The organism is Pseudomonas caspiana (assembly GCF_002158995.1).
Classification (GTDB): Bacteria; Pseudomonadota; Gammaproteobacteria; order Pseudomonadales; family Pseudomonadaceae; genus Aquipseudomonas; species Aquipseudomonas caspiana.
Genome location: NZ_LOHF01000001.1, coordinates 236481 through 248615 on the forward strand (window position 1 = coordinate 236481; position 12135 = coordinate 248615).

A 12135-nucleotide genomic window follows, 5' to 3' on the forward strand; every position below is an offset into this window, starting at 1 on the left:
GTCGCCCTTATCGAGCCCGGATTGAAATGCATTCCCTGTGGGAACTACCGGACACATGTTTGCTTCACGACAGTCCTGTGCTGCTGAGGTAGAGCGGCCCATTGATCCATTTGTATTTGCCAGATATGACCGGTGCTGTTATCTGTATGCCCATCCAGTACCGGCATCTCAGGTTGTGACCGTCATTTCTTTATCCAGCAGTTCCGAAATAAAGCCCGAGGTCAGCGCTGAAGAGCTCCGCTCGCTTGCTCCTGACCCCACTGATCAAGCTCGTTACCTTGTGGCCGTTCGTGCACTGTGCGAGTTCACCGCCAAGGCAGGTGATCTCGATCTGCGCTTTACGCCATCACCTACGGCCCAGGAAGGCATCGCTGGGCATCGCAGTGTGGCGGCGCGACGCGGCCCGGGTTATCAAACCGAGGTTTCGCTGTCGGGGGAGTATCAGCATCTGAAGATCCGCGGCAGGGCAGATGGTTATGACCCTGCGCTGAACCAGTTGGAGGAGATCAAGACCTACCGCGGTGAGTTGTCAGCGATGCCGGATAACCATCGGCAGTTGCACTGGGCACAGGTGAAGGTCTACGGCTGGCTCCTTTGTCAGCAATTGCAGCTGGATGAGGTGAATCTGGCGCTGGTGTATTTCAACATTGTCACCGAGCAGGAAACGCTGATTCGAGAGCGCTTCTCTGCGTTGACCCTACAGACGTTTTTTCAGCAGCACTGCGCCATATTTCTGCAATGGGCTGAGCAGGAACTCATGCACGCCGGTGAGCGTAACCAGCAACTGAGCCAACTGAAGTTCCCCCATGCAAGTTTTCGTACCGGCCAGCGTCATCTGGCGGAATCGGTTTACAAAGCGGTCAGTACCGGACGTTGTCTGATGGCGCAGGCGCCCACCGGCATTGGTAAAACCATTGGCACATTGTTTCCGATGCTCAAGGCCGCGCCGACGCAGAAGCTGGACAAAGTGTTCTTCCTGACGGCGAAAACGCCGGGTCGCAAGCTGGCACTGGATGCGTTGACGGTGATTCGGACCAGCGCACCAGAGCTGAAACTGCGTGTGCTGGAGCTGGTCGCCCGGGACAAGGCTTGCGAGCATCCGGATAAGGCCTGCAATGGCGATTCCTGCCCGCTGGCCAAAGGATTTTATGACCGTTTGCCCGCTGCGCGCAGTGCTGCGCTGGCCGCGCCCTGGCTGGATCAGGCCGGCATGCGTGAAGTGGCACTGGCGCATGAGGTCTGCCCGTACTACCTCAGCCAGGAAATAGCGCGCTGGGCGGACGTGGTGATTGCTGACTACAACTACTATTTCGATCTCAGCGGATTGTTGTTCGGGCTCAGTCAGTTCAATCAATGGCGCGTGGCCGTGCTGGTGGATGAAGCCCACAACATGGTCGAGCGTGCGCGGCAGATGTACAGCGCCAGTCTTGATCAGCAGAACTTGAACGCATTGCGTCAGACAGCGCCTGAGGCGTTACAGAAAACCCTGCAGCGGCTGAATCGTGAGTGGAACGCGCTACATAAAGAACAACTTGCCCCTTATCAGGCTTACCCCGAAACCCCTGGCAAATTTCTCCTAGCCCTGAACCTCTGCGTGTCTGCCATGGGAGATTATTTCAATGATCACCCCCAGGCGCTGAACGGCGGGCTGCAAAGCTTTTATTTCGAGGTGATCGCGTTTGTGCGTATCGCCGAGTTGTTCGACGAGCACTTTGTATTCGATATCAGTAAAAGGGCGCTAAGCAGCAAGCGCAGCTACTCCAGATTGTGCCTGCGTAACGTGGTGCCAGCCCGGTTCATTCGACCGAGGCTGACGGCCGCACGCAGCAGCGTTTTGTTCTCGGCCACCCTGAGCCCTCGTCACTATTACGCCGATCTGTTGGGGTTGCCCGCTGATACGGCATGGATTGATGTGGAGTCGCCGTTTAGTCGGGAACAACTGGACGTGCAGATCATCAGCCGGATTTCCACGCGGTTCACCCATCGCCAGGCGTCACTGGCGCCGATCGTGGAACTGCTGGCTGAACAGTTTCAGGCTCGGCCGGGCAACTACCTGGCGTTTTTCAGCAGTTTTGATTATCAGCAGCAAGTCGCGGACTTGATGCAGCAAAGCCATCCGCATATCCCGCTCTGGCAGCAGGCGCGTGGGATGAGTGAGAGTGAACGTCAGGGCTTTCTTGATCGTTTTACCCTTGAGAGCCAAGGGATCGGCTTCGCTGTACTGGGCGGCGCGTTTGGTGAAGGCATCGATTTGCCGGGCGCGCGACTGATCGGCGCATTCATTGCCACGCTAGGCCTGGCTCAACTCAACCCGGTCAATGAGCAGCTCAAACAACGTATGGCTGTGTTGTTCGGTGCGGGCTACGATTACACCTACCTTTTTCCGGGTGTACAAAAGGTTGTGCAGGCGGCGGGGCGGGTGATTCGTGGGCAGCAGGACCGGGGTGTGGTCATGCTGATTGATGATCGATTTGCCGAGCCCAAAGTCCGTCAGTTACTCCCTCGCTGGTGGCAGCTTTGATTGCTCAAAGACTTAGGGATCGATAGCCAAGCAGCGAGGTCAAACTGCCAGTAAACTGCCGCGCCGCTGATCATTTTTTGTTTGCCGTACAGCAGCCAGCTTTATTTCTATTCTGTTTTTTCATGGAGGTTGTATGAGTCTCAGTCCCTTCGCCGGCAAGCTGGCACCGCCTCAGTTGCTGGTCGATATTCCGCGACTGGTTACCGCTTATTACACCGGCCAGCCTGATGCGTCGATTTCGACCCAGCGCGTGGCGTTTGGTACTTCCGGCCACCGTGGCAGCTCGTTTGAACTCAGCTTCAACGAATGGCACGTTCTGGCCATCAGTCAGGCGATTTGCCTGTACCGTCAGGCTAATGGCATCGATGGCCCGCTGTTCCTGGGCGCTGATACCCATGCCTTGTCCACGCCGGCCGCTGCCAGCGCCCTGGAAGTCCTTGCCGCCAATGGCGTGCAGGTAATGATTTCCGAAGGTGATGAATACACCCCGACACCTGCCGTTTCCCACGCGATCATTTGCTATAACCGCGGCCGCACATCCGGCCTGGCTGACGGCATTGTCATCACGCCGTCGCACAACCCGCCGGAAAGCGGTGGCTTCAAGTACAACCCTCCTAACGGTGGCCCGGCAGACAGCCACATCACCAAGTGGATTGAAGCCAAGGCCAATGAACTGCTGGCTGAAAAGATCCAGGGCGTCAGCCGCATCACTCATGAACGAGCGCTGCGTGCCGACACGACGCATCGTCATGACTATCTCAACACCTATGTTGCCGACCTGAAAAACGTCATCGACATGGACGCCATCCGCAACGCAGGTCTGCGCCTTGGCGTTGATCCGCTGGGTGGTGCCGGGGTTCGTTACTGGTCGGCAATCGGTGAGCATTACGGTCTGAATCTAGACGTCGTCAATCAGTTCGTCGACCCGACGTTCCGCTTCATGAGCGTTGACTGGGACGGCCGCATTCGTATGGACCCGTCGTCCAACTTTGCCATGCAGAGCCTGATCGGCCTGAAAGACAAGTATCAGGTCGCGTTTGCCTGCGACCCTGACCACGATCGCCACGGCATCGTGACCCCAAGCGGCGGGCTGCTGGCCCCGAACAACTATCTGGCTGTTTCCATCGATTACCTGTTCCAGAATCGTCCGGATTGGCGTGCGGATGCGGCGGTTGGTAAAACCGTGGTCAGCAGCGGCATGATCGATCGGGTCACGGCCCGCCTGGGTCGTCGTCTGTACGAAGTGCCAGTGGGCTTCAAGTTCTTCGCTGATGGCCTGTTTGATGGCTCGCTGGGTTTTGGCGGGGAAGAGAGTGCAGGTGCATCGTTCCTGCGTAAGGACGGCACCGTCTGGACCACCGACAAGGACGGTCTGATTCCTGCGCTGTTGGCTGCAGAAATCACTGCTCGCAAAGGCCGCGACCCAAGCGAAATTTACCAGTCCCTGACTCAGGAGCTGGGTGAGCCATTCTCGACGCGGGTTGAAGCCAAGGCGAGTCCGGAGCAGAAAGCTGCGCTGAGCAAGCTGTCGCCGGATCAGGTCAAGTCCACAGAGTTGGCGGGCGAGGCGATTCAAAGCGTTCTCAGTCATGCTCCTGGCAATAATCAGGCGATTGGCGGCCTGAAGGTCATGACGGAGAATGGCTGGTTTGCGGCTCGTCCATCAGGGACTGAGGACATCTACAAGATCTACGCCGAGAGCTTCGTCGGTGAAGAGCACCTCAAGCGGCTGGTAGCAGAAGCTCAGGTGTTGGTGGATGCTGCGATTGCCTGACACACCGCCATCGCGGGCGTCGCGTATTCTCCGTGCTCTCTTACAGACTCATTATTGAATGGACGAATGATCTGTAGGAGCTGCCGAAGGCTGCGATAGCGGTGTGTCAGGACGACGGATTTCGCAGCCTTCGGCAGCTCCTACAAGTGATCTGTTTCAATTCAGCGCAAAAAAGCCCGGACTCGCGAGAATCCGGGCTTTTTTCATTTGCAGCGTTTGCTCAAGGTTCAAGCCACGTCGACCAGCACGATTTCGCTGTCTTCGATGGCGGTTACCCGCAGTACGCGTTCATCTTCAACGGCAACACCGTCTCGGGCGTTCGCTTGCAGACCGTTGACCTCAATGCTGCCGGTAGCAGGTACCAGGTAGGCACGTCGACCCGCATCCATATGGTACTCGGCGCTTTCCCCGGCTTTCAGGTTGGCGGCCACCAGACGTGCATCAGCGCGGATACGCAGGCTTACATCATCACCGGACTTGCCGCTGGCCAGGGTCACGAAACCTTCCCGATCACCTTTTGGAAACGGTTTGGCGCCCCAAGAGGGTGCTGCACCGGTTTCATTGGGCATGATCCAGATCTGGAAGATCTTGGTCGCGGTAGGTTCCATGTTGTATTCACTATGAGCCACACCCGTCCCGGCACTCATGACCTGAACGTCGCCAGCCTCAGTACGCCCTTTGTTGCCCAGGTTGTCTTCGTGAGTAATGGCGCCTTCACGAACATAAGTGATGATTTCCATGTCCCGGTGCGGGTGTTTCGGGAAGCCGGTCCCGGCCTGAATAACATCATCATTCCAGACTCGCAGCTGACCCCAGTTCATGCGTTTTGGGTCGTAGTATTCAGCAAACGAGAAGTGGTGGTGTGCGTCCAGCCAGCCGTGGTTGGCGCCGCCCAAAGTGTTGAAAGGTCGTAATTGCAGCATGGTGTGGCCTCCTGTGCAGAAGCGGGCATTGATTGTGAGCCCGGGCTGCTGAACGTTGTAAGTTGTTGATGGCAGCTATGATTGATCAAATAATTATCGATAAAAAGCGTAAATACTCGCTTTTAATTATCGATTTAATCGATGTTATGGCTGAGTCAGTATTCTCCACTTGACCTGCACTTGATCGGCTAATTACCTGATGGAAAAGCATTTACTGGAGCTAAAAGGCGAATCGGGCGACCATAGGGACTTTCGCCCTATCTGTGCCCTGGAGCCTGCGTGCCAGACAATCTGCCTGTTGATGTTGCCGCCGATGTCGAACCCGAACTCACACCTCCCCATCAGCTTCCATTGATCAAGCGCATGCTCTCGCGCTTGTTGGGGCGAGGGCTAAACCGTCTGGGCGGGCAACACCTGCCGTCATGGACTCAAGGCCATGCCGACGGTTATCTCAACGGCCACTTGCAGGGTGTCGAAGAGGGTTATGCCGAGGGGCATCTGGACGGCATTGAAGAGGGCCGCAAGGTCCTGGTGATCCGCGATACTCGCCCCCATGAGCATCGCGGGCCGAAAGTCGACGACCATCTGTTCGATGACTGGCGCCTGCCGCTGACCGCTGACATCAAGAAGCGGATGAAAGCCGATGTCAGTCAGAAGTTACCGGCTCATGCGCAACCGAGTGCTGCGCAGTGGAAGATGATTTTCAGTGACACGCCATCGACGTACGTCATCGCCGGGGCAGGCGCAGGCAAGTCGACTTCATTGGTATTGCGGATTTTGCTGCTCAGCCATTATTTGAGCTTCGAGCTGGACTCCATGACCGTGGTGACTTTCACCCGTGAGTCGCGTAAGGACTTCGTCAATAAACTGGTCGAGATATTTGCTTGCTGGGGTCTCAATCTGGATCAGAAACAGGCGCGGGACGTGGTTCGCACCTTCCATTCGCGGATTCTGCCGCTGGTGCGAAGTATGCCGGGGCTTGAGAGACTCACTGCTTTTGAAAATCTGGGTGCTCAATCCACAGCAGGGCTGGAGGAGGGGGCGGATAGCAATCCTTTTGACTTACGCATCAATGACGCACAGCGTCAGCAACTGAACCTGTGTTACCGCGACCTGTACGCCAGCAACGAGCGTTTCCGTGATGTCATGGCGCCGTTGTATCGCCAGGCACTGCAGCTCAAGGAGCTGGAGCGCGATCATCCCGATGTGCAGAAGCGGGTGACGGTCACCGAGTTGTCGGCCAAGCGTGATGAAGAGCTGTGCGACACCATCGAAGACCTGTGGATTCGCGCAAAAGCCTGGCCCGTCAAAGGCATCGAGCCGATGCGGCAAACGGTCGAGATCAACGGCTTCGGCTTTCATCTGCATGGCTACGTGGCAGAACTGGACGCCTGGGTGGTGCTCGGGTTTGATCCATCCGAAGACCAGCAGATGAAACGCTCTGGCGCCAAGTTGCCGATCTGGGCGGAATGGGTCATCAAGCGCACACTGTTTCAAGCTTTCTGTCGCAAGCCGGTGATCTGGCTCGATAACTATGAAGCGGGCGGTCGTGTGCTGCAGTCCTTGTCCGGCGCAGCGGTGGCCGGGCCGGGCTTCGATTACAAGGTCAAGGGCGATCTAAGTGCTGCGCCACTGCTGGACAGTTTTGTCGCGGCAGCAGGCTTTATCGAAAACCTGGGGCTTGATGTTCCGGCTGCCGTTGCCGAAATGAGCTTTGCCAACAACGATCCTGACCGGTATTTCTTTGAAGCCCTGAGCCTGTTCTGGAAGGCGTTTGAAAATCACTTGTTGAGCCAGACACCGCCGGTGATGACCTATAACCGGATGTTTGCCTTGTTTGGCGAGAACTCACCGGAAAACCTCAAGCTTGTCGGTGATCATCAGCTCAGGCCACTCTCGCATTTGATGATCGATGAGTTTCAGGACGTCTCGCCGCAGATCGTTTCCTGGGGCCGCGCCTGTTTGCGAGAGATCCGCCGTCGCGGTTCCGACCTGCATATCGGCCGCACCGCTCAGCACGCATCGCTGCTGTGTGTGGGGGATGACTGGCAGTCTATCTATGGTTGGCGTGGCAGCTCTCCGAAGTTCTTCATGGAGTTTCCCAAGGAGTTTCCGGCTCCCGCCACCACTAAGGTCATGCTCAGCGATAACTATCGCAGTCATCAGCACATCATTGATGCTGCGGAACATATTGTGCGGGCGGCACCGGCCATTGCGGGCAAAAAAGCCAAAGCCAGCGGAGCAGCGCAGGAATTGCTACCGGTTACGGTGCTGGAGCGCGATGATGATTCACTGACAGAGCGTCTGATCGAGCATTACAACGACGGTGATTCGATCCTGTTGCTATATCGAAAGAGCAGCGATAAAGCTCTATTTTCCGATAAGTTACAGGCGCTTGTTAATGCTGATTATGCATTGCCACCTCAATCGCGGCGCTTCAAACAACTGACCTACCACAGCGCCAAAGGCCTGCAGGCGGATGCAGTATTCCTGCTGGGTGATTGCCAGCATTTGACTCACTCGCCGCACAAGAATCAGCTTTATCGTCAGGCCGGGTTAGGTAATCCCGGGGATACGGATGCCTTCGACAATGCGCAAAAAGACGAAGTCTTGCGCTTGGCATACGTGGCAATCACTCGTGCAGTGCGACATTGCTATTGGTATATCGATGGCAGCGCGAAGGAGGGGGTGAACACTACAAAGGCGTCAGACCGGATCCCGGCAGACAAGCCGTTTTTTGAGGATCTGCGCGGTCGTAGGGGAGGATTGTAGATATCGCTCCAGATCAGTGTCCTTCTGTAGGAGCTGCCGAAGGCTGCGAAAGCACTGATTCTGATGCCTCGCCATCGAAGCCTTTGTCGCTCCTACAGATCAACTGCTTTCTGAAGTGCGAAGGCTGTTCAGAGCCCTACAGCGCGCAATGGCACGAACGATTCCAGTTCTGCCTCAATAGCCTCAATAATCAGCTCCACCTCGGTTGCGTTCATGACGGTTGCGCAACGCAGACCGGCAACAGCGATGACCGTCTCGCCACTGGCCCGATCAAACAGGCGGACCACCATGCTACTGGGAGCGTCCATGGTGGCTTCAAAGCCCACCGGGTGGAAATACCAGCGCATCAGCTGACAAGCATTGGGGAACGTGACTTTATTCATGAGGCCTACCTCTTTCAAACGAGCACTTCCATAGCTCAAATGGGGAGGCAAGGGAGTTGTCGAAACGTCAGCAAAAGCTGAATGGCCTTAGAGTGAATCAGTCGATTTCTGCGTCAGCCATGGCGCTTTCTTGCAACATTTTCGGACAGTCCTTACGAAGAGCAAAAGTAGCACTCTTGTAGAACGCCAGCAGAGATTTTTTTGCAGTAAATGAAAAATATTTCGATTTATTGATGTGAGTCATGCTCGTTATTCCTAAAGGCTCTTTGCGCTGAGCGGTAGCATTGAAAATGCTATTTGCGTCGTCACAGGGTTGTCATGACCAACCCTCACGCGGCATGCTGCGGCTCCGCTTTGTAACCGGATTTTTCTGGATATGGCTTCGGCTCTGCGCACTGTTGATGTGGCTTCCCGTCGTTCCGCAATTGTTCTGGCGCTGTGTCTACCCAGCGATGTCTTGCTGTATCTCTTGCTCCCCATGCATGTGCAGGCTTTTGGCATCACCCTCGCGCAAGCGGGTGTGTTGCTGGCGGCTAACCGGTTGGTGCGGATCTTCGGTTACAGCTATGTGGTGCGTTACTACGCACGCAAGGGGGATCGGCCTACGGTCATGCTGGCCGCCGCAACGGCTGCCATTTGTGCGTTGGGTAATGCGTTTATTTCGGGCTTTTGGTGGCTATTGATATTGCGTCTGGGGTGGGGGCTGGCTTACGCGGCCATGAATCTTTCGACCCAAGTGTTGGCGACTTCGGATGCGGCGGGTGCCGCTCATCGTTCGGGTCGGTCCAGAGCCTTTATTGCCATAGGACCGATGATTGCACTGCCGCTGGGCGCTTTATTAAGTATCGAAGTTGGCCCACGGCTGATATTCCTGCTGCTGGCGGTTGCTGCGGCTGTCGGTTGGTGGCTTGCCCGAAGCTTGCCCGACAGCCCGCATAGCATGCCCGCACCGACTGGTCGTCGGTTCAAGGCACCTGACAGTGTCGCTGTCTGGTCATTCATCGAAGGTGTTGCGCTGGACGGCCTGTTTATATTCGGTCTCGCTTTGCAGGCGCAATCTGTCATGGGCGCGAATGCGGTGGTGGTGGCCGGGGTTCTTCTGGCCCTGCGCTATGTTTCCGAAATGGTTCTCAGCCCTTTGGGAGGGCGTGCTGCGGACCACTTTGGCGCGGTGCGCATGCTGGTGGTCTGCTCTGTCCTGACCTGTATTGCGCTGACCGCTTTTGGCTCGCACTGGCTGATACTGGGCGCGGGCGGCGTACTGGTGCTGCGTGCAGTGCAGCTGCCGCTGGTGGCAACGCTGGTTGCTCAGCGCAATCCCGGGCCTGATCGCGTGCAGGCATTGGCCTCCAATGCGGTCTGGCGGGATATCGGAGCGGGCATCGGGCCTTTACTGGCGGGGCTATTGTTGCCTGTGACTTCGGCGGTATGGGTGTATGCTCTGGCAGGTCTGGCGGTAGCGCTCAGTGCCGTATTCTGTGGGCTTCGCAAGTAGAAGACGCCAGCAGACCGAGTGTTTATAGCTGAGAAAACACACATTCAATTACACCTTACTCTTTGATTTGTCCGGCTTTCGGGAGTGTCTGGTGAAACCTTAGGGGCTATTTTGACTCCTATTGGCACGTCAACAAGATCGAAACATGTGCGCGTTAGGCTGTGAGGCGTTTCAGGGACACGCTTCGGAGTGCTCGAAAAAAGGGAGTTGTACGGGGTAGCTGACCCAGTCAGGGAAGCATTTCACGCTACGCACCTCACTACTGCACACCTAAAATCAGAGACTCATGAATATTCTCAAATCCCCCATCCTCAGCCGGTTTCAGCGCCGCTGTGCCTGGTTTTTTATTCCCGTGGCATTGGTCGCTTCCTCCATTGCACTGTTCAGCCTGGGCAAAGGCGTACATGCCGAGCCCAAGAACGGTACCCAGACGCTGGTGTTCATGCGCCATGCGGAGAAACCCTCCATGGGGCTCGGGCAACTCAACTGCCAAGGCCTGAACCGCGCCATTGATCTCTCCGAACTGCTGCCACGACAATTCGGTAAGGCCAACTTCATCTTTGCCGCCAACCCCAGCCGTCATGTGGAAGAGGGCGAGGGTGATCTTTCCTATAGCTACCTTCGGCCATTAATGACCGTTGGCCCGAGCGCCATCAAGCTGGGTCTGCCGGTCAATATTGATTTCGGTGCCAATGACACCGGCGCGCTGGCTGATGAGTTGATGCGCGACAAGTATCACGACGCTACGATCTATACGGCCTGGTCTCACGGTTATCTGCCTGAACTGATCAACAAGGTGGCCGAAGAGGCTTCCGGAAAGAAAATCAAACTCCTGGATGACTGGACTGGTGATGATTTCGATTCAGTGCTGGTACTGACCCTCAGGTGGGTCAATGGCAAAGCCACGCTGGAATACGAGAACTACAAGCAGGGGCTTAACGACGGTGCTGAGGGTTGTCCGAGCTGATTTTTTGAGTACCGCATGACGCGGCGACCAAATGCTCTAGTCACCGATAACGCAATGGAGTACAAATGTGCTCCATGAGCACATTATCTCCCAAACGTAGCGCCATCCTGACCTTCATCCGCGATCGTATCGCGCAGCAGGGTCAATCCCCGAGCCTGGCCGAAATCTCCGAAGCCTTTGGCTTTGCTTCGCGCAGTGTGGCCCGCAAACACATTATTGCCCTCACCGAAGCAGGGCTGATCGAGGTCATGCCCAATCAGGCGCGAGGTATTCGTCTGGTGCAGTCCACGCCACGTCCCGAACTGCTGGAGATTCCGGTTATGGGTCGTGTGGCTGCGGGTAGTCCGATCGGGCCGGATGTGGACTATCACGACACCTTGCTGCTGGACCGCAGTACCTTTTCCCGCGTGCCTGATTACCTGTTGCGGGTTCAGGGGGACTCGATGATCGAGGATGGCATCCTTGACGGTGATCTGGTGGGCGTGCACCGCAGCAGCGATGCTCATGACGGGCAAATCGTGGTAGCACGGCTCGACGGTGAAGTGACCATCAAGCGCCTGCAAAAGGGCAGCGATACCTTTGTCCTGCTGCCGCGCAACCCGGCGTATGCCCCCATCGTTGTAGAGCCGGATCAGGATTTCGCCATTGAAGGCGTGTTCTGCGGTCTGGTGAGGCGTGCATGATGGGCGCCGTGGTCAGTCTCGATGCGCTGCTGGACGAGCGCCGGGTCTGGAAAGGCAGACAGCACACCGCGCCTGTCGGCTTGCAGCCCACGGGCCATTCAGCGCTGGACAAGGTGTTGCCAGCGGGAGGCTGGCCCGCCTCGGCACTCAGTGAAATCCTTATTGCAGCTGATGGTAGCGGCGAATTGCGCCTGCTCTGGCCAACATTCGCCCGGTTGACCGACAGCGGCGAGCGTATCGTGCTCGTGGCTCCTCCTTATATTCCATACCCCCAGGCCTGGCTGGCGGCCGGAATAGACATGCGTCAGGTCAGCGTGATTCAGGCCAGCGAGCGTGATGCGCTCTGGGCGGCTGAACAATGTCTGCGTTCCGGCAGTTGCGGTGCGGTTCTGTGCTGGCCGCGCCACGTAGATGATCGCGCATTGCGGCGCTTGCAGGTGGCCGCTGAAACGGGACAGACGCTGGCATTCGCCTGTCGGCCAATGACGGCGGTGCACAACCCGTCCCCCGCAGCGTTACGTATCGCTATCGATACCAGGCCTGGCCAGTTACGCGTGCTCAAGTGCCGTGGCGGTCTGGCACCCGTTTCACCCATTCCGTTTTCCACTGACGCCTGA

10 protein-coding genes are annotated in these 12135 nt (G+C 56.8%); 7 read left to right on the plus strand and 3 right to left on the minus strand.

Annotated features, from left to right (window positions below):
• Positions 1-208 precede the first annotated feature (208 nt).
• Both AUC60_RS01050 and pgm read left to right on the plus strand, forming a co-directional pair.
• A complete protein-coding gene (locus AUC60_RS01050) occupies positions 209-2521 on the plus strand; it encodes an ATP-dependent DNA helicase (protein WP_087264485.1) in 2313 nt (770 codons plus the stop codon).
• Between the two features lie 133 nt (positions 2522-2654).
• Positions 2655-4295, plus strand: a complete 1641-nt coding sequence (gene pgm, locus AUC60_RS01055) for a phosphoglucomutase (alpha-D-glucose-1,6-bisphosphate-dependent) (RefSeq protein ID WP_087264146.1) — start codon at positions 2655-2657, stop codon at positions 4293-4295.
• Between the two features lie 227 nt (positions 4296-4522).
• Here pgm and AUC60_RS01060 read toward each other — a convergent pair whose 3' ends face one another.
• Positions 4523-5218 (minus strand): pirin family protein, encoded by a 696-nt coding sequence (locus AUC60_RS01060; protein ID WP_087264148.1) that lies wholly within the window; start codon positions 5216-5218, stop codon positions 4523-4525.
• Between the two features lie 363 nt (positions 5219-5581).
• On the opposite strand from AUC60_RS01060, the gene AUC60_RS01065 reads away from it, so the two are divergent.
• Entirely contained in the window at positions 5582-7990 is a 2409-nt protein-coding gene (locus AUC60_RS01065) for a UvrD-helicase domain-containing protein (protein ID WP_405622777.1), read from the plus strand.
• 128 nt (positions 7991-8118) lie between these two features.
• Here AUC60_RS01065 and AUC60_RS01070 read toward each other — a convergent pair whose 3' ends face one another.
• Both AUC60_RS01070 and AUC60_RS27805 read right to left on the minus strand, forming a co-directional pair.
• Positions 8119-8391, minus strand: a complete 273-nt coding sequence (locus AUC60_RS01070; RefSeq protein ID WP_158099085.1) for a DUF1652 domain-containing protein — start codon at positions 8389-8391, stop codon at positions 8119-8121.
• A 79-nt stretch (positions 8392-8470) separates the two neighbouring features.
• On the minus strand, positions 8471-8617 hold the full coding sequence (locus AUC60_RS27805; RefSeq protein WP_158099086.1) for a hypothetical protein: 147 nt from the start codon (positions 8615-8617) through the stop codon (positions 8471-8473).
• A gap of 132 nt (positions 8618-8749) precedes the next feature.
• On the opposite strand from AUC60_RS27805, the gene AUC60_RS01075 reads away from it, so the two are divergent.
• From AUC60_RS01075 to imuA, 4 genes are all read left to right on the plus strand, one after another.
• Complete coding sequence (locus AUC60_RS01075) at positions 8750-9868, plus strand: MFS transporter (protein ID WP_087264152.1); 1119 nt, start codon at positions 8750-8752, stop codon at positions 9866-9868.
• 286 nt (positions 9869-10154) lie between these two features.
• The gene (locus AUC60_RS01080; RefSeq protein WP_087264153.1) at positions 10155-10835 is read left to right on the plus strand and encodes a hypothetical protein; all 681 of its coding nucleotides are present in this window, start codon (positions 10155-10157) and stop codon (positions 10833-10835) included.
• Between the two features lie 65 nt (positions 10836-10900).
• Entirely contained in the window at positions 10901-11518 is a 618-nt protein-coding gene (gene lexA, locus AUC60_RS01085; protein ID WP_087264155.1) for a transcriptional repressor LexA, read from the plus strand.
• The gene (imuA, locus tag AUC60_RS01090) at positions 11518-12135 is read left to right on the plus strand and encodes a translesion DNA synthesis-associated protein ImuA (protein ID WP_144443217.1); all 618 of its coding nucleotides are present in this window, start codon (positions 11518-11520) and stop codon (positions 12133-12135) included. The genes lexA and imuA overlap by 1 nt, the downstream gene beginning before the upstream one ends.